18 protein-coding genes and 2 pseudogenes are annotated in these 16,524 nt (G+C 74.3%); 4 read left to right on the top strand and 16 right to left on the bottom strand.

What is annotated here, in order from left to right; translation table 11 throughout:
• Positions 1–7 precede the first annotated feature (7 nt).
• Complete coding sequence (locus ACGF4F_RS17340) at positions 8–2,281, top strand: AAA family ATPase (RefSeq protein WP_393078337.1); 2,274 nt, start codon at positions 8–10, stop codon at positions 2,279–2,281.
• An 83-nt stretch (positions 2,282–2,364) separates the two neighbouring features.
• Here ACGF4F_RS17340 and ACGF4F_RS17335 read toward each other — a convergent pair whose 3' ends face one another.
• The 16 genes and pseudogenes from ACGF4F_RS17335 to ACGF4F_RS17260 all read right to left on the bottom strand — a co-directional run bounded on the left by ACGF4F_RS17335 (position 2,365) and on the right by ACGF4F_RS17260 (position 13,241).
• Positions 2,365–2,757: a gas vesicle protein K gene (locus ACGF4F_RS17335; protein ID WP_357443378.1), complete on the bottom strand. Its 393-nt coding sequence runs from the start codon at positions 2,755–2,757 to the stop codon at positions 2,365–2,367.
• Positions 2,754–3,032, bottom strand: coding sequence for a gas vesicle protein (locus tag ACGF4F_RS17330; RefSeq protein WP_393078334.1), 279 nt, complete (start codon positions 3,030–3,032; stop codon positions 2,754–2,756). Before ACGF4F_RS17330 ends, ACGF4F_RS17335 begins: the two co-directional genes overlap by 4 nt.
• A complete protein-coding gene (locus tag ACGF4F_RS17325) occupies positions 3,023–3,850 on the bottom strand; it encodes a GvpL/GvpF family gas vesicle protein (RefSeq protein ID WP_357443374.1) in 828 nt (275 codons plus the stop codon). The genes ACGF4F_RS17330 and ACGF4F_RS17325 overlap by 10 nt, the downstream gene beginning before the upstream one ends.
• A 160-nt stretch (positions 3,851–4,010) precedes the next feature.
• A pseudogene (gene gvpJ, locus ACGF4F_RS17320) lies at positions 4,011–4,211 on the bottom strand (gas vesicle protein GvpJ); the annotation flags it as partial.
• Position 4,212: 1 nt separating this feature from the next.
• On the bottom strand, positions 4,213–4,563 hold the full coding sequence (locus tag ACGF4F_RS17315; protein WP_357443370.1) for a gas vesicle protein: 351 nt from the start codon (positions 4,561–4,563) through the stop codon (positions 4,213–4,215).
• A gap of 1 nt (position 4,564) precedes the next feature.
• Entirely contained in the window at positions 4,565–4,903 is a 339-nt protein-coding gene (locus tag ACGF4F_RS17310; protein ID WP_357443368.1) for a gas vesicle protein GvpG, read from the bottom strand.
• A 3-nt stretch (positions 4,904–4,906) separates the two neighbouring features.
• Positions 4,907–5,677: a GvpL/GvpF family gas vesicle protein gene (locus tag ACGF4F_RS17305; RefSeq protein WP_357443366.1), complete on the bottom strand. Its 771-nt coding sequence runs from the start codon at positions 5,675–5,677 to the stop codon at positions 4,907–4,909.
• Between the two features lie 202 nt (positions 5,678–5,879).
• A pseudogene (gene gvpJ / locus ACGF4F_RS17300) lies at positions 5,880–6,062 on the bottom strand (gas vesicle protein GvpJ); the annotation flags it as partial.
• Positions 6,063–6,100: 38 nt separating this feature from the next.
• On the bottom strand, positions 6,101–7,249 hold the full coding sequence (locus tag ACGF4F_RS17295; RefSeq protein WP_357443364.1) for an SRPBCC family protein: 1,149 nt from the start codon (positions 7,247–7,249) through the stop codon (positions 6,101–6,103).
• 2 nt (positions 7,250–7,251) lie between these two features.
• On the bottom strand, positions 7,252–7,698 hold the full coding sequence (locus tag ACGF4F_RS17290; protein WP_073837851.1) for a hypothetical protein: 447 nt from the start codon (positions 7,696–7,698) through the stop codon (positions 7,252–7,254).
• A gap of 290 nt (positions 7,699–7,988) precedes the next feature.
• The gene (locus ACGF4F_RS17285) at positions 7,989–8,498 is read right to left on the bottom strand and encodes a GNAT family N-acetyltransferase (RefSeq protein WP_357443361.1); all 510 of its coding nucleotides are present in this window, start codon (positions 8,496–8,498) and stop codon (positions 7,989–7,991) included.
• 150 nt (positions 8,499–8,648) lie between these two features.
• The gene (locus ACGF4F_RS17280) at positions 8,649–9,551 is read right to left on the bottom strand and encodes a hypothetical protein (RefSeq protein ID WP_393078328.1); all 903 of its coding nucleotides are present in this window, start codon (positions 9,549–9,551) and stop codon (positions 8,649–8,651) included.
• A gap of 193 nt (positions 9,552–9,744) precedes the next feature.
• Positions 9,745–10,185, bottom strand: a complete 441-nt coding sequence (locus tag ACGF4F_RS17275) for a DUF3263 domain-containing protein (RefSeq protein WP_393078326.1) — start codon at positions 10,183–10,185, stop codon at positions 9,745–9,747.
• A gap of 131 nt (positions 10,186–10,316) precedes the next feature.
• Positions 10,317–11,330 carry an ABC transporter permease subunit gene (locus ACGF4F_RS17270; RefSeq protein WP_393078323.1) on the bottom strand — a complete coding sequence of 338 codons (1,014 nt, stop codon included), beginning with the start codon at positions 11,328–11,330 and terminating at the stop codon, positions 10,317–10,319.
• Entirely contained in the window at positions 11,327–12,337 is a 1,011-nt protein-coding gene (locus ACGF4F_RS17265; protein ID WP_393078320.1) for an ATP-binding cassette domain-containing protein, read from the bottom strand. Before ACGF4F_RS17265 ends, ACGF4F_RS17270 begins: the two co-directional genes overlap by 4 nt.
• A gap of 118 nt (positions 12,338–12,455) precedes the next feature.
• On the bottom strand, positions 12,456–13,241 hold the full coding sequence (locus ACGF4F_RS17260; protein ID WP_073837845.1) for a DeoR/GlpR family DNA-binding transcription regulator: 786 nt from the start codon (positions 13,239–13,241) through the stop codon (positions 12,456–12,458).
• Positions 13,242–13,440: 199 nt separating this feature from the next.
• Here ACGF4F_RS17260 and ACGF4F_RS17255 point away from each other — a divergent pair, with 199 nt between their 5' ends.
• The 3 genes from ACGF4F_RS17255 (at position 13,441) to nagA (ending at position 16,496) form a co-directional block, all read left to right on the top strand.
• Positions 13,441–14,370, top strand: coding sequence for an SIS domain-containing protein (locus ACGF4F_RS17255; protein WP_393078318.1), 930 nt, complete (start codon positions 13,441–13,443; stop codon positions 14,368–14,370).
• Between the two features lie 76 nt (positions 14,371–14,446).
• Positions 14,447–15,367: an ROK family protein gene (locus tag ACGF4F_RS17250; RefSeq protein WP_393078315.1), complete on the top strand. Its 921-nt coding sequence runs from the start codon at positions 14,447–14,449 to the stop codon at positions 15,365–15,367.
• Between the two features lie 19 nt (positions 15,368–15,386).
• The gene (gene nagA / locus ACGF4F_RS17245) at positions 15,387–16,496 is read left to right on the top strand and encodes an N-acetylglucosamine-6-phosphate deacetylase (protein WP_393078312.1); all 1,110 of its coding nucleotides are present in this window, start codon (positions 15,387–15,389) and stop codon (positions 16,494–16,496) included.
• Positions 16,497–16,524: the final 28 nt, after the last annotated feature.

The raw sequence follows: 16,524 nt of genomic DNA, 5'->3' as shown, positions 1-16,524 counted from the left end.
CGGGCGGGTGGCGGAACCCGAGCTGACCCTGACCGCGAGCCTGCGCCCGGCGGCGCTGGACGCCCGGCGCGGCGTCGTCCGCCTGCACCCCGAGGTGCTGACCGCGCTGGCGTTACGCCCCGGCGACCCGGTACGCCTGACCGGCCGGCGGGCGACCGCCGGCATCGCGGCCGCGGCCGAACCGACCGCAAGCACCGCCCTGCTCTACGCCGACGACCTGCTGCTCGGCAACCTCGGCCTGCGGGACGGCGGGCAGGTGACGGTGGGCCCGCTGCCGGTGGTCCCCGCCCGCCGGGTGACCCTGTCCGGGCCGGTCGCGGTCGTGGCCGCGGTCTCCCCGGAGATGCTCCGCCTCGCCCTGCTCGGCAAGGTCGTCACCGCCGGGGACGACGTCTCGCTGCTGCCCCAGGACGTGCTGCCCGACGCCGCGGTCCGCGGCCTGGTCGAGGCCGCCCGGCGCAGCCTCGCCAACACCGTCGGGTACGCCTGGACCAGCACCCTGCTCACCGTGGTCACGGCGGAACCGGGGGCCGGCGCACTGGTCACCATGGACACGGTGATCGGCTGGGAGCACGGCGCGGCCACCCACGGCCCCGGCGCGGCCGGCCCGTACCCGAACGGCCGGCCGGCCGGCGGCCGACCCCCGGTCAACCGACCAGCCGGCGCCGGGAGCGAATGGGCCGCACCGGCCCCCGAGCCCGAGCTCGCTGAGCCGGCCGAGGCGCCGGACGTCGACGAGCTGCCCGGGCTGCGGGCCCAGGCCGAGGAGCTGACCGAGCTGCTCGACCTGGGCTTCCACCACCGCGAGGTGCTGCGGCGGCTGGGCACCACCGTCTCGCTGGGCGTGCTGGTCAGCGGACCGGCCGGCTCGGGCAAGTCGGCGCTGGTCCGCGCGGTCGCCGCCCGGGTACGCGCCCGGGTCTGCCCGCTCTGGGCGCCGGAGCTGGCCGCGCTGAGCAACGACGCGGCCGCCCGCCGGCTGCGCGAGGCCGCCGCGGCGGTACGCGCCGACAAAGCGGCTGTGCTGCTGGTCACCGACGTGGAGGCGATCGCCCCGGCGGACGAGCCCGGCCCGGTGGCCACGGTGTTCCGGCAGGTCGTCGCCGAGGCGGTCGGATCCGGGGCGGCGGTGGTCTGCACCACGAGCCGGCCGGAGGCGGTGGACCCCGCCCTGCGCGCCCCGGACCTGCTCTCGTTACGGATCACCGTGCCCCTGCCGGACCAGCCGCTGCGCCGGGAACAGTTGACCGTGCTCACCCGGCAGGTGCCGCTCGCCGAGGACGTCCGGCTCGACGAGGTAGCCGCCCGTACGCCCGGGTTCGTCGCCGCCGACCTGGCCGCACTGGTCCGCGAGGCCGGCGTACGGGCCGCCCTGCGACAGAAGGCGGCCGAGACGCCGACCGTGGCGATGGCCGACTTCACCGCCGCGCTGGAGGTGGTCCGCCCCACCACGATGGCCGCGTCCACCCTGGAACTGGCCTCGGTGACCCTGGACGACGTCGGGGGCCTGCACGAGGTCAAGGAGACGCTGACCGAGTCGGTGCTCTGGCCGCTGACCTACCCGGACACCTTCGCCCGGCTGGGCGTGACGCCGCCACGCGGGGTGCTGCTCTACGGGCCGCCCGGCTGCGGCAAGACCTACCTGGTCACCGCGCTGGCCGGCTCGGGGCGGGCCAACGTGCTGTCGGTGAAGGGCGCGGAGCTGCTCTCCAAGTGGGTGGGCGAGAGCGAACGCGCGGTCCGGGAACTGTTCCGCCGGGCCCGCGAGGCCGCACCCACGCTGGTCTTCCTGGACGAGGTGGACGCACTCGCCCCGGTCCGGGGCCAGGCCACCGACGGCGGCACCACCGACCGGGTGGTGGCCGCCCTGCTCACCGAACTGGACGGGGTGGAGGCGCTGCGCAACGTGGTGGTGGTCGGCGCGACCAACCGGCCGGACCGGGTCGACCCCGCGCTGCTGCGCCCCGGCCGGCTGGAACGCCTGGTGTACGTGCCGCCGCCGGACGGCCCGGCCCGGGCGGAGATCCTCCGCGCGGCTTCCCGGAACGTGCCGCTCGCCCCGGACGTCGACCTGGCCGCGCTCGGCGCCGAGCTGGACGGCTTCTCGGCGGCCGACTGCGCGGCGCTGGTCCGCGAGGCGGCGCTCGCCGCGATGCGCGAGTCCCTGTCCGCCGCCACCGTCACGCGGGCCCACGTCGCAACGGCCCGCACCCGCATCCGCCCCTCCCTCGACCCCACCCAACTAGCCGCCCTGACCGCCTACGCCGCCACCCACCAGTGACGCGTCGATCATGAGGTTGGCGGCAGTCACGGAGATCCACAACGTCGCCAACCTCATGATCGACGGAGTGGAGGGGGGTGCGGTCAGTCGGTGGGGAGGAGAGGGCCTAGGGGGCCGAGGTCCAGGTTGAGGTCTTCGGGGGAGAGGCCGAAGTGCTCGCGGAGGTGGATCATCTGCTCCTCCAGGGCCATCAGCGTGGTGCCGATGCGTTCGACCTGCTCCTCGGTGAGGTCGCCCAGGTCGACCCGGCGCAGCGCCTGCCGTTCCATGAGCTGCCGCAGGAGCTCGATGATGGTGAGCACCAGGCTGGCCAGCCCGCGCTCGACGGAGTCCTGGTCGACGGCGAGCCGGCGGTCCAGCGGCCGGACCCTGGGCGCCTGCCACTGCGGCTCCCCCAGCGCCGCCGCCAGCTCGGCCGCCTCGTCCCGGCCGGTCACCGCCGCACCGCCGTCGGTCGCGTCGTCCCGGCCGGTCACCGCTCGACCTCCCCGAGCTCGGGCGGGGCGAGCGCGTGCCCTAACTCGGGCGGAGCGAGCGCGCCCCCGACCTCGGGCGGGGCGAGCGCGCCGACCGAGGCGATCAGCGCGCGCAGCGAGATCCGGACCAGGTCGACGTCGGCGATGGCGAGCGTAATGTCCCCGGTGATCACCACGCCGGTGGCGAGCACCCGGTCGAGCAGGTCGACCAGGGCCACCGGCCGGTAGGTCAGCGGGTCGTCGGCGCTGCTGGGAACGAGTGAGGTCACGCCCATGCCGCCCCCCCGACCGGTTGCGGCTCCGTCCCCGATTCCGCCACGAAGGAGTACGGCGGCCAGGGGCCGGTCAGCTCCAGCCGGATCTCCGGGTGCCGGTCCGCCAGTGCGCCGATCAGCGCGGAGAAGGCGGCCAGCCCGTCCCGGTCGATCAGGTACGCGCCGTTGAGCACCATGGCCGTGGCCGCGCCGGAGAGCCGCCGGTCCTGCGGGGCGTGCCGGCGGGCGGCCACCGCGTACCCGGCGAGTGCGGTGTGCACGGTGGCTGCCGCCTCGGCGGCCACCCGCCGCCCCTCCTCGCGGGCGCTGAGCTGGGCCTTGCGCCGCCGCAGGTACGCCGCCCCGGCCCCGCCCCCGCCCACCGGTTCCTCGGCGCGCGGCGTCGCCCCGGGCACCACGTACCCCTTGACGCCCCACTCCTCGCGGCCGGTGAGCCGGGCCAGCGTGCTGGTCAGCTCGTCGCGCCGCTCGACCAGCGCCCGGGCCGCCCGCTGGTCGTCGTGGTAAACGGTGGCCAGCCGGGCCGGCACCACCGCACCGGCCCGGGACAGCGCGTCGACCACTGCGTGATGGCTGCGGGCGGCCCGTTCCAGCCAGGCCAGGTCCTCCAGGTTGCGGCGCAGCGCCTCCTCGCCGTATTCGGCCAGCGGGGCGTCGCTCACCACGGCGAGCAGACCGGCCGCGGCCAGGGTCCGCACCGGCGTGCCGGCGATCCCGGTGAGCCCCGCCAGCGTGGCCGGGTCGGCCTCGGCCACCACGCCGTGCAGCCAGACTCCGGTGTGCCGCGCGGCGGCAGCCGGGTCAGCCGTCGTACTCATCCCACTCCTCCCTCGCGGCCCGCTCGGACCGGCCGGCGACCCGCGGCCGCCGGGCCGCCTCGACCTCCTCCGGGTCCCGCGGGCCCGGCTCGACCGGCGGACGGGCCCGGGAGCTGAGCCACGGGTCGTGCTCCCACCAGTCGATGCCGATCTGCCGGGCCGTGTCCACGGAGGCGATGACCAGCCGCAGCTTGAGCGTCAGCAGCTCGATGTCGAGCAGGCTGACCCGGATGTCACCGGCGATGACGATGCCCCGGTCGAGGACCCGTTCGAGGATGTCCCCGAGGTTCGCCGGTTCGTGCCCGGCCGGCAGCACCTGACCGGAGTTCTGCACCACCGCGGGAGTCCGCCCAACCGTCATCTCAGTCCCCCTTGCCCCGCTGATAGCGGCGCGTCCGCCGGTAGGCGAGCAGGCTGCCGGCCAGGTCCAGCTCGACCTGGTAGAGGCCGAGCAGGTCGGTCGAGGCCGGGATGCGGTGGTCCTCGACCACCTCCACCCCGATCAGCCAGCCGTCGTCGGTGGGCTCGATCGAGGTGATCCCGAGCGGGTCCCGGCCGGTCAGTCCGACGATCTGGCGCAGCCCTTCCCGGGCCGCCTCGGCGGCCGAGATCTCCTCGTACTCCTCCTCGTCCGCGTACCGGCCGGCGTCGCGGTCGTCCGGTTCGCGCCGGCGTTCGCGGTCGCCGTCGCCGCGGATCCGTCCTGCTGTCATGTCAGCTCCCTCGCCCGCCGTGCTCGCCCCGCCGGCCGCCGGTCCGCCGCCGGACGGGCGACCGGCGTCGGCCGGCGGTGGCGGCCCTCCGGGGCGGGGTACGACCCGGGTCGCCGGTTGGCGTGGTCAGCCGCTCCAGCACCCGCTGCTGGGCCAGGTCCCGCGCCTGCGGGGTGATCTCGCCGGCCGCCGCGGCCCGGTCCAGCTCCTCCAGCTCCCGCCGGATGTTGACCGGGTTGTACTGCTGCGACTCCGCCTCCCGGGCGATCACCTTGACCACCGCGGTGACCCCGCGCACCGGGGCGTACGGCAGGGTGAGCAGCCCCCAGAGGATGTCCACGGCTCACTCCACCAACTGGTGCGCGCTGACGAAGTCGTACGGCGCGAGGGGGCCGAGCAGCCGCATCCGGATCAGCTCCCGCCGCCGGTCGGCGAAGTCCTCCACCGCCCCGATGAACGCGTCCTCGTCGTCCACCGCGACCAGGAAGGCGACGTTCACCGCGTCCAGCTCGTGGCTGGGCGGGCGGGCGGCGTTCGCCGTCGCGTACCGGTCCACCGCGTCGATCAGGTCGCGGTTCTCCGCCTCCCGCCGCAGCTCGACGGCTTGGGCGATCAGCTCGCCGAGCCGGATCCGCTCATCCCGGCACTCCACCTCGGACCGGCCGCGCACCTGGTCGGCGAGCGCGGCGGCGGGCGGGTTCTGCGCCAGCAGTCCGCGGATGAACTCCTCCTCGTCGAAGCGCCCCTGCACGGTGTACTGGACGTGGTCCGCCAGCTCCGCCAGCGCGCCGGCGAACCGGTCGTGGTGCGCGTCCAGCAGGTCGTCGACCGCGTCCTCGCCGGTGACCACCGTGCCGAACCGGACCGGCAGCACCGGCGCGATCGCCGCGGTCGAGTCCAGCAGCCGCTGGTACGCGGTCAGGTCGGCCGGCCGGCCGATCGGCTCCTCCAGCCGGACCTCGCTGACCAGCAGGGCGAGGTCACCCTGCCGAATCGCGGTCACCTCGGCCGGTGGGTCACCGACCCCCTCCGCATCAGGGGTCGGCTCCACGTCGGACGGCACGATGCCGTAGAGGAACAGTCCGGTCCCGCCGGTCTTCCGCTCGTCGGTCATGTCAACGCTCCTCGTCCCGGCGCCGGCGCGGTCGCTCGCGGTCGGAGTCGCCGTCACCCAGCGAGTCCACCACCGCACCGCTGATCTCCTTTGCCGCCTTGCTCAGGCCGGACACCGCCTTGCCCTTGGTCGCCGCCCCGGCCGCGTCCCCCACCATGTCGGGCAGGCCCTTCGCGCCCTTGGGGGTGATGCTCAGCCGGTCCACCGCCTCGGCGAAGCGCAGGTACGTCTCCACGCTGGCGATCACGATCCGGGCGTTGATCTCCACCAGCTGGATGCCGACGATGGCGACCGACACCTGGGCGTCGATCACCACACCCTTGTCCAGCACTGTCTCCACGACGTCGGCGAGGGTGCCTCCGCCGGCACCGCTGCTGCGCTCCAGGGCGGTACCTGGCTGACTTCCGGTTGCCGTCGCCACCGTCATTCCTCACGCTCCTCTCGCCGGCGGCGTACCACCGGCCGTCGGGGGGATTCGGGGGTACGCCGGGCCGGTCGGGACCGCTGCGGCTCGGGGCGCGGCTCCCGCTCCCCGCGGGGCTGCGGGCGGCGGGCCCGCTCAGGCTGCCGGCGCCGCGACTGCTCCGCCGGCTCCTCGGCGTACTCGTCCTCGTCGTAGTCGTCGCCCTCGTCGTAGGCGTCGTACTCCTCCTCCTGCTCGGGGGGAACCCGACGCTGCGGGGTACGACCGCGGCCGCGCTCGGCGGGCCGCTGTTCCGCGTGTTCCTCCTCGCGGCCCACCCGGGCCTGCTGCTCCTCGCGGAGGGCGGTCTCGTGGTCCTTGACGACCCGGGAGTCCTCGATCTCACCGCGCCAGCCCTCGACCGCGTCGGGGTCGAGCACGGTCCGGGTCATCACGTGCCGGACGAAGTGCTTCAGCTCCAGCCGCACCCGGCGGCCCTGAGCGCGCCAGAGGTTGCCGGTGCGCTCGAAGAGGCCCTGCGGGTGGTACTCCAGGACGACCAGGATCCGGGTGAGTTCGGGGCCGACCTCGTGGAAGCTGACCGTCCCGTCGACGTAGCCCTTCTCGCCCTTGGACCGCCAGTGGATGAGCCGGTCGGGGATCTGCCGGAGGATGGTCGACTCCCAGGTCCGGTGCGACCAGAAGACCTGCGCCTTCCAGGTCATCTTCTCGTCCGACTCGCAGTCGGCCCGCGCCACCTTCTTCATGAAGCTCGGGAAGTCGCCGAAGGTCGTCCACTGGTTGTACGCCACCCGGACCGGCACGCCGACCTCGATCGTCTCCACGATGTTGGTGACCTTGACCTTCTTGCCGCCCTTGCCGCCGCCACCGCCGACCGCCGACATCAACTTCTCCTTACCGCCGGCCAGGCCGGCGTGGAACATGGCCTTCAGCGGCGAGTGGCCCTCGGCGAGCTTCTGCACCCCGGTGGCGGCGGCGATCAGGCCGGGGCCGCCGCCCTGCCGGGCGTAGTCGCTGAGCCGGCCGGTGGCGGCGGTGATCCGCTCGGTGACCACCTGCACGGCCCGCTCGCCGATCGCCGCGGCGAGGTCGCGCAGGTCTTCACCGAGCTGGTCCCGTGCCTTGTCGGCAACGTTGCTGGTCGCCATGCTCACCGCCTCCGCCGCCGGGCGCCGGTCTCGGCGCGGTCCTCGTCGTCCCACGTCTCGGGCTGCTCGTCGAGTTCCTGCTCCTCGTCCGGGGCCGAGCGCTCGCCGGTCGCCGCCTCCTCGTCCTGCCGGTCGCCGCCGGACCGGCGGCGCAACGCGTCGGCGCTGCCGCGCAGCTTGCCGCTCAACGCGTCGATGCCGCTGCCGGCGGCGGCGGTCGCCGCGGCCCGGCCGGCCGTGGCGAGCGGTCCGCCCAGCTTGCTGAGGTTGCTCAACTGGGGCGAGGAGTTCACCAGGTCGCTGCCGTACCTCAGCAGGCCACCGGGGTCCTTGCTGGCCCGCCCGACGGCCACCGCGGCGGCCAGGGTGAGGGCGGTACGCAGCTTCCGGCGGCGGCCGAGGAGGTAGCCGAAACCCACCGCCAGCGCTACCCGTGCTCCGCTCTTCATACGTTCTCCTTCGCTCCCCGGCGGACGCGGACACCGTTTGTGTGGAGCAGGCCGGAAAACAGCTACCGGGGACCAGCGGAATTGGGCCTGCGACCGGGTGTCCCGTATCAGCGGACCCGGCGGGCAGTACCCGGGACCCCATCCGCAAAACGTCTCCACGCAATTCGCGAGACGTGCGTCACCGGTCGACCGGACAGCCGGGCAGAGCCCGGCACTGGCCGGGCAAACCGGACAGACAGGCCGCTGTGAACAGGGAGAAGGTGATATCGCGCAGAACGGAGAGGAAAGGCTCAGCTGGCGGGAAGTGCGGAATCGAGGCACATTTCCGCGTACAACTTACCGTCTTTCTCGCGCAATTCCGCGCCACATTTCTTCAGCACGGATACGGCACCGTGATTGTCCGGGGTCGTCTCCGCGACCACGGTACGCATGCCGGCCGCCGCGGCGGCGTTCAGCAATTCCCGCAGGGCTGCCGCACCCAGACCCTGACCCCGGGCCGAGCGCCCCAGCCACATCCCGGTCTCCACCGTGCCGGGGTCGTCACGGCGGGCCATCCGCACCATGCCGACCACCTCGCCGCCGGCCACGATGGCGAACATCAGGGTGCGGGTGGGGCCGTCCAGGCCGCCGAAGCTGGCCCGGTGGAACTCCCGGAACGCGTCCCGACGGGCCAGCGACCAGCCGGCCGGGGCCTCCACCGGGGGCATGACGTCCTCCGGTTCCGCCTCGGCGGCTGCTACGGAGAGCAACGGCTCCAGGTTTCCCTCGTTCACCGGCTCCAGTCGTACGGCACGCGTCACGAGCCGCAGTCTGCCGGTCGTACCGGCCCAAGTCCACCCCTTTGACCCCGGACTGGCGGTCCGGCGGAGGGTACCGGCCGGTCGTACCCCCTCGGTGTTCCGCATCACGCTCCGTTGTCGGCCGACCGGACCTTCTTCAGTCCGCCGGCTTCAGTCCGCCGCGCCGAACTCGCAGAACACCACCGAGGCGTCATCGGTCCGCTTGTGCCGGCGCAGCCGGTCCGGATGGTCCCGCTCGGCCGCCCGTACCCGGCCGATCAACCCCTCCGGCCCCTCCGCGGCGGTCACCTCGAGCAGGCCGGCCCAGTCGAAGAGGCCGAACTGCTCGACCGCGCAGGATGCGCCGTCGCTGAGCAGGGCCGCGCGCCGCACCGCCCCCGGCCCGCGCAGCGGCAGCGTCCCGGTCACCGCGTGGTACGCCGCGTCCGGATTGGCGGCCGCGGCCCAGTAGCCGTGGGTCCGATTCATCCGAGCCCGCTGCACGGTCACCGACCGGCGGAACCGGGTCACCGGGTCGGCGTCCCCGTCGGGCAGCGCGGCGGCCGTGCCGCGCAGGTCCGCCAGCGCCGCGTCCAGCCGCTCGTCGGAGACCACGCTGACCTCGCCGCCGGCGTCCAGCACCAGCGGGCTGTCGCAGAGCACCAGGTAATCCACCTGGTCGCCGCCCTCCCGGAGCAGACAGACCGTGGACGACGGGGTGCCCGGGTGGTCGAGGTCGCACTCCCCGCCGTGGTCCGCCCGGACGGCCAGGATCGCCGCCGCGAGGCTGCTCATCAGCGTGGCCGCCGGCCGGGCCGCGATGGCCAGGCCGATCCGGGCGGCCAGGTGGCGGACGTACCAGGCCGGACCGTGCACGCAGCCGGTGTCGAAGCCCTCCGGCACGGTGGCCCCGTCGAGGACCCCGACCAGCGGCCCGAACTGGAAGACGACGTCCTCGTTCTCCGCCCGGCCCGGTGCCGGATCGGAGGCGGACCGGACCCGCATCATCGGCGCCGTCCCGACCGGTCGCGCCGGCCGGCTCCCCGTCAGGTACCGGTGATCTGGTGCCCCCATCCGTCAGCTCCCTCCGTACGCCCCAGCTCCGCGCCGCTGACGTCGCCGTCGCCTCCCCGGCCTACCCGGAGCGGCGGACGCCATGCGGGCGCAGACCGGGACGGCATCCCGCAACGCACCCGATATGCCCAGGCACCCCACCACGGGCCGCTGCCAGCCGGCAAGCGGCGGCCCGCAAGGAGAAGCGGGCCGGTCAACGCCGCCGGTTGCGGGTCCGGGAAGAGCGCAACCGGCGCAGCCGGCCGATCAGCACCGGCTCGGCGGCCAGCGCGGCCGGGTGGTCGAGCAGCGCGTTGAGCAACTGGTAGTACCGGGTGGCGGAGAGCCCGAAGGTGTCCCGGATGGCCTGCTCCTTGGCACCGGCGTGCTTCCACCACTGCTGCTCGAAGGTGAGGATCCGCCGCTCCCGCTCGGTCAGGCCGGCCGCGACGTCGGCCGGCTGGCCGTCGGCGGCCTCGTCCGGCGGGGCGTCGGTGGCGGCCGACGGCGGGACGGCGGGCGGGGCCGGATCGGCCTCGACGGCCGGGGCGGAGCGGGGTGGGGGGACGGTGACGCCGGCCTCCCGGCGGGCGACGTCGGCGGGCCCGGACGGCTCGGGCCGGTCGGTGGCGGCCGCGGAGGCGTCGGCGGGCATGGCGCTCCTCGGGAGGCGGGCGGCCGGCACGGCGACCGCCGGCCGGGGGGACCCCAGCGTAACCAGGGCCCGCCCCGGCCGCATCGGACGCGGGGTCCGCGCCGGCCGGCGCCGCGGACACCGGCCGGCGGTCAGGAGATGTCCCGCCGGCGCATCATCCAGAACGCGCCGACCAGCACCACCGCGAAGCCCAGGCCGAACACCAGGGCCGAGTCCTGCCAGGTGATCAGCAGTTCGGCGGGTTTGCACTCACCCTTGGTGAACTCGCACGCGTCGTAGTCGAACAGCTGCACCTGTTTCATGAACCACGCCTGCGCGTACGTGGAGAGGACGAACCGGTCGCCGAACGCAACCCCGAGGACGCCGACCGCGATGCGGATGGCGACCTCGCTGATCGCGAAGACCGCCACGGCGGCGCCGAGCGCCATCGCGGTGTGCCGGCCGAGCGAGGCCAGCGCGAAGGCGACCGCGCCGACCGCCAGGACGAGCCCGACCGCCCGCAGGCCGTCGAGTCCGATCGAGCGCCAGACCCCGGCGGTCACCTTGGCGGTGGTCCCCTTGTAGGTGCCGATCAGCCAGAAGGCCAGCGTCCAGAACGCGCCGAGCACGACGCTCACCCCGAGCACCGTGGTCAGCAGCGCGGCCAGCTTGGTGCCCAGCACGGCGAGCCGTTTCGGCCGCCAGAGCAGCAGGTTCATCATCCCGCCGGTGCTCCACTCGGCCCCGACGAAGGAGGCGCCGACAATGAATGCGAAGAGCGCCACCGCGCCGGCGAACACGGCGATGAACATGGGGAACTCGGCCCGGAAGTCGAACTGGTAGGGCAGGTTCCACTTCGGGTCGAACATCTCCGGCTGCGGCTGCCACTGACGGCCGCAGTCCGGTCCGTAGCGATCCTCGGTCTTCTCACCACGCGCGGCAGCGGCGTCGCACTCGGTGACGGACCGCTCCCAGTCCTTGACCGCCTGCCGGTAGTCGGCGTCCGCCTTCGCCTGCGCTTCGGCAACGACGGCCGGGGAAAGCTTGTGGCTGGAGAAGCTGAAGGCGGTGGCCACCCCGGCCAGCCCGAGCAGCAGCAGGACCAGCAGCAGCCGGGTGAGCCGGCGCTTGGAAAGCCGGCGCAGTTCCGTGACGTACAGGCTCATGCGCCCCAACCTCCTCCGGCGCCGGCGGAGCCCGGCTCACCGACCTTCGTGGACTGGTCGACCTGCCGGTGCTGGCCGGGAACCGGCGCGGTGGCGGTCAGTTCGAGGAAGACGCTCTCCAGGTCGACCGCGACCGGCGTCAGCTCGCTGACGTACAGGCCCTGCTCGGCGAGGAGGCGGCTGACCGTGGCCGGCTTGTCGACGCCGGTGAGCAGCAGGTGGTCCGGTTCCGCGGCGCTCACCCGGATGCCGGCCCGGGTTAGCGCGTCGGCGGCCTGCGGCAGGTCGGTGACCGCCTCCAGCCGCACCCGTACGGTGCCCTGCGAGTGGGCGGCGAGCACCTGCTCGACCGGCCCGAACGCGACCCGCCGGCCCAGCGAGATGATGGTGACCGAGTCGCAGATGAGCTGGATCTCGCCGAGGATGTGGCTGGAGAGCACCACGGTCATCCCCGCGGCGGCCAGGTCCCGCATCAGGCTGCGCATCTCCCGGATGCCGCCCGGGTCGAGGCCGTTGGCGGGCTCGTCCAGGATCAGCAGCTTCGGGTTCTTGAGCAGCGCCGAGGCGACCGCCAGCCGCTGCTTCATGCCCAGTGAGTAGGTCTTGACCCGCTCGCCGGCCCGGTCCCGGAGCCCGACCAGCTCCAGCACCTCGTCGACCCGTTGCCGCGGCAGCTCGCCCACTTGGGCGAGCAGGCCGAGGGTGTCCCGGGCCGAGAAGTGCGGGAAGAACTGCGGACTCTCCACGATGGCCCCGACCTGACCGGCTACGGCTGGCAGCGCCTGCGGCAGCTCGTGGCCGAGGATGGCCATCCGGCCGTCGTTGGGCCGGATGAGGCCGAGCAGCGTACGCAGGGTGGTGGTCTTGCCCGAACCGTTCGGGCCCAGGAAGCCGTGCACCTGCCCGGCCTCGACCCGCATGTCGAAGCCGTCGAGCGCGTGTCGCACTCCGCGTTTGCGGCTCCGGTACGTCTTGCGGAGACCCTCGATCTCCAGGACAGCCGACAAGCTGACCTCCCCCGATGTATAGGTGACAGCGCACACCATACTTGGTATGCAGCCGGCTGCAATACCGGGTATGCACGACTCGCTCAACCGAGTTGTCGAGAGGGGCTTTCCCGGCCGGTCAGGCGCAGATGACCTGCACCCCGGCGTCCCGGAACGCCTGCACCACGGCGGGCGCCGCGCCGGAGTCGGTGACCAGCGTCTCCACCCGGTCCACCGGGCAGATCCGGGCGAAGGCGTGACCGCCCAGCTTGGACGAGTCGGCGATCACCACCACCCGCTTGGCCCGGGCCACCATGAGGCTGTTCATCGCCGCCTCACCCTCGTGATGGGCGGCGGCGCCGAGCTGCGGGTCGATCGCGTCCACGCCGAGCAGCGCGACGTCCAGGGTCACCTCGCGCAGCAGCGCCCCGCCCAGCGGGCCGACCAGCTCGAACGACTTCGGCCGGACCACGCCGCCGGCCACCACCACCTTCATCCGGGAGCGGACCAGCAGCTCGTTGGCGATGTTCAGGGCGTTGGTGACCACGGTGAGCTGGGCGCCCTCGGCGCTGGTGTTGAGGTCCGGCCGGACGGCGAGGGCCCGGGCCACCTCGGTGCTGGTCGTGCCGCCGTTCAGGCCGACCACGGTGCCCGGGGACACCAGCGCGGCGGCGGCCGCCCCGATCCGCTGCTTCTCGGCCGAGTGCTTGGCGGTCTTGTAGCGCAGCGGCAGGTCGTACGACACCCCGTTGGCGACCGCCCCGCCCCGGGTACGCGTGATCATCTGCTGCTGGGCGAGCTGGTCGAAGTCACGCCGGATGGTGGCCTGGGAGACGTCCAGGCGCTCGGCCGCCTCCTCGACGCTGACCCGGCCGCTGTCGGTCAGCATCTCGAGCAGGGCGTTCCATCGGGCGTACCGGTCCACCTCGGGGGCCTCCCCTGACTCTGCACGAACGGTGATTGATTGCGTGCACAGTAGTGCGCGAAACTACCAAGGCGCAAAACCCTGACCTGCGCAATCTGGGAGGCGGTTGCCACAGCCACCCCGGTTCGCGCAGAATGACGCGCGAAAGGCGGCCATAACGCGCCGTATTGCGCAAGGTCTCCCTTGGCGAGGAGTTGTCATGGCGTACGTGCACGCGGAGATCGCGAGCCAGCCCGACTGCTGGCGGGAGGCAGCGCGGCTCGTCCCAGCGGTCGCCGAGCGCCTGCCGCGCCCCGGCGAGCGGGTCGCCGTCGTCGGTTGCGGCACGTCGTGGTTCATGGGGACGGCGTACGCCGGGCTGCGCGAGCGCGCCGGCCAGGGCGAGACCGACGCCTTCCAGGCCAGCGAGTTCCCCGCCGGCCGCCGCTACGACCGGCTCATCGCCATCACCCGCTCCGGCACCACGACCGAGGTGCTGAACCTGCTCGCCGCGCTGCGCGGCCAGCTTCCCACCACGGTCCTGGTCGGCGACCCGGCCTCCCCGGCGGTCGAGCTGGCCGACGCCGCGGTGACCATGCCCTTCGCCGACGAGCGCTCGGTCGTGCAGACCCGGTTCGCCACCACCGCGCTCGCGCTGCTCCGCGCCCACCTCGGCGAAGACCTGGGCCGACTGGCCGCCGACGCCGAGGTGGCCGTCCGGGCCCCGCTGCCGCTCGACCCGGCCCAGGTCGAGCAGGTCACCTTCCTCGGGCGCGGCTGGACGGTCGGGCTGGCCCAGGAGGCCGCGCTGAAGTGCCGCGAGGCGGCCACCTTCTGGGCCGAGGCGTACCCGGCGATGGACTACCGGCACGGCCCCATCTCGATCGCCGCCCCGGGCCGGCTGGTCTGGGCGTTCGGCGGGATCCCCGACGGGCTGCCCGAAGACGTCGCGGCCACCGGCGCCACCTTCGTGCACAGCCGTACCCACGGCTGCCACACGGTGCTGACCAGCTGGGCGGCCGGACGTACCCCGGTCGACCCGATGGCCGACCTGATCCTCGCCCAGCGCTTCGCCGTCGCGCTGGCCACCAGCCGCGGCCTCGACCCGGACGCCCCCCGCCACCTGACCCGCTCCGTGGTGCTCGCATGAGCGAGCGCCAGCGAGCGAATCATCAACTCAGTGCGTTGGTGGCTCACGGCGTCGGCGAGCGAAGCGAGACGACGGCGTGAGCTCAGGCGACGAGGTCGTCGTCGCGCTGGACGTGGGCGGCACCGGGATGAAGTGCGCCCTGGTCCGCCCCGACGGCCGGACCGTGCACGCCGAACGGCACGCCACCGCGGCGGCGCGCGGCCCCGAGGCGGTGATCGGGACGATCCTCGACGTCGCCGAGGGACTGGCCGGCAAGGCCTCCGCCGCGGGACTGACCCCGGTGGCCTGCGGAATCGCCGTACCCGGGGTGGTCGACGAGGCCCGCGGGGTCGCGGTCTGGTCGGCAAACGTGGGCTTCCGGGACGTACCGCTGCGGGAGCTGGCGCAGGCCCGGCTCGGCCTGCCGACGGCGCTCGGCCACGACGTGCGGGCGGGCGGCCTGGCGGAGGCCCGCCTGGGCGCCGGCCGCGACGGCGGCCACGTGCTCTTCGTCGCGATCGGCACCGGCATCGCCGCCGCCCACGTGGTCGACGGGTCGGCCGCCGTCGGCGCGCACGGCGCCGCCGGGGAGATCGGCCACATCCTGGTACGCCCCGACGGCCCGCGCTGCGGCTGCGGCCGCCCGGGCTGCCTGGAGGCGGTGGCGTCGGCCTCGGCCATCGGCCGCCGGTACGCCGAGCTGTCCGGTGCCCCGACCACGGCGGCCGAGGTGGCGGACCGGGCGGCGGCCGGTGAACCGCTGGCCGGCCGGGTCTGGCGGGAGGCGGTCGAGGCGCTCGCCGACGGGCTCGCCACCGCCCAGGCGCTCTTCGACGTCGAGACGATCGTGATCGGCGGCGGGCTGGCCCAGGCCGGGCCCCGACTGCTCGACCCGCTGCGCGGGGCGCTACGCGAACGGCTGACCTTCCACCGGGAGCCGCGCCTGGTCGCGGCCGCCCTCGGCGACGAGGCCGGCTGCCTCGGCGCCGCCCTGCTAGCCCTGGACGCCCGACCCTGACCGTGGAGAAGGAGAGCCGATGACCCTGCGCGTGACCGGCAAGGTGGTGACCCCGACCGGCGTGACCCGGCAGGGCTGCGTCGAGATCGTGGGTGACCGGATCCGGGCCGTCGCCGAGTACCCGTCGGTGCGCGACGGGCACTGGATCGTGCCGGGCTTCGTGGACATGCACACCCACGGCGGGGGCGGGCACACCTTCACCACCGGCGACGTCGAGTCGGCCCGCGAGGCCGCCGCGTTCCACCTGCGGCACGGCACCACCACCCTGCTGGCCAGCCTGGTCAGCTCCCCGTTCTCGTTGATGCGGGAGGCGACCACCGCGTTCCGGCCGCTGGTCGAGTCCGGCGTGCTGGCCGGCGTCCACTTCGAGGGGCCGTACCTGTCGGCGGACCGCTGCGGCGCGCAGAACCCGGAGTTCCTCCGCGACCCGTCCACGGACGAGCTGGCGGAACTGATCGAGCTGGGCGGCGGCGCGGTCCGCATGGTCACCCTGGCCCCGGAGCGGGACGGTGCGCTGGAGGCGATCAAGCTGCTCGCCTCGCGCGGCGTGGTGGCCGCGATCGGGCACACGGACGCCACCTGGGAGCAGACCCGGGCCGCCGTGGCCGCCGGCGCGAGCGTCGGCACTCACCTGTTCAACGGGATGCGCCCGGTGCACCACCGGGAACCCGGACCGGTGATCGCCCTGCTCGAGGCGCCGAACGTGGTCTGCGAGCTGGTCGCCGACGGGGTGCACCTGCACGACGGCATGCTCGCCTTCGCCACCTCGGTGGCCGGCGCGGAGCGGGCTGCCCTGATCACCGACGCGATGGCCGCCGCCGGCATGCCCGACGGCGACTACGAGCTGGGCGGGCAGGCGGTCACCGTGTCCGGCGGGGTGGCCCGGCTGAGCCGGGACGGCGCGATCGCCGGCAGCACCCTGACCATGGACGCCGCCCTGCGGCACGCCATCGCGGCGGGCATCGCCGTGCCGGACGCCTGCCGGATGGTCGCCACCACCCCGGCCCGGGCGATCGGCCTGGGTGACCAGATCGGTGCGCTCCAGCCCGGGCTCCGGGCCGACCTCGTCGTGCTCGACGACGACTTCAACGTGGTCCGGGTGATGCGCGGCGGCGCCTGGGTGGAGTGACGCCGCGGGCCGCGGCGCGGGGCGTAGC

It is taken from the genome of Micromonospora sp. NPDC047740 (assembly GCF_043204735.1).
Taxonomy (GTDB): domain Bacteria; phylum Actinomycetota; class Actinomycetes; order Mycobacteriales; family Micromonosporaceae; genus Micromonospora.
Note: the sequence above shows the minus strand (reverse complement) of the source record. Positions and strands in the feature narration are given on the sequence as shown.

Bases quoted from the DNA above. Each gene is read 5' to 3' on its own strand.
- ACGF4F_RS17330 (WP_393078334.1), bottom strand. From the start codon at position 3,032: ATGGGCGTGACCTCACTCGTTCCCAGCAGCGCCGACGACCCGCTGACC.
- ACGF4F_RS17325 (WP_357443374.1), bottom strand. From the start codon at position 3,850: ATGAGTACGACGGCTGACCCGGCTGCCGCCGCGCGGCACACCGGAGTC.
- ACGF4F_RS17315 (WP_357443370.1), bottom strand. From the start codon at position 4,563: ATGACAGCAGGACGGATCCGCGGCGACGGCGACCGCGAACGCCGGCGC.
- ACGF4F_RS17305 (WP_357443366.1), bottom strand. From the start codon at position 5,677: ATGACCGACGAGCGGAAGACCGGCGGGACCGGACTGTTCCTCTACGGC.
- ACGF4F_RS17295 (WP_357443364.1), bottom strand. From the start codon at position 7,249: ATGGCGACCAGCAACGTTGCCGACAAGGCACGGGACCAGCTCGGTGAA.
- ACGF4F_RS17290 (WP_073837851.1), bottom strand. From the start codon at position 7,698: ATGAAGAGCGGAGCACGGGTAGCGCTGGCGGTGGGTTTCGGCTACCTC.
- ACGF4F_RS17280 (WP_393078328.1), bottom strand. From the start codon at position 9,551: ATGGGGGCACCAGATCACCGGTACCTGACGGGGAGCCGGCCGGCGCGA.
- ACGF4F_RS17275 (WP_393078326.1), bottom strand. From the start codon at position 10,185: ATGCCCGCCGACGCCTCCGCGGCCGCCACCGACCGGCCCGAGCCGTCC.
- ACGF4F_RS17270 (WP_393078323.1), bottom strand. From the start codon at position 11,330: ATGAGCCTGTACGTCACGGAACTGCGCCGGCTTTCCAAGCGCCGGCTC.
- ACGF4F_RS17255 (WP_393078318.1), top strand. From the start codon at position 13,441: ATGGCGTACGTGCACGCGGAGATCGCGAGCCAGCCCGACTGCTGGCGG.
- nagA (WP_393078312.1), top strand. From the start codon at position 15,387: ATGACCCTGCGCGTGACCGGCAAGGTGGTGACCCCGACCGGCGTGACC.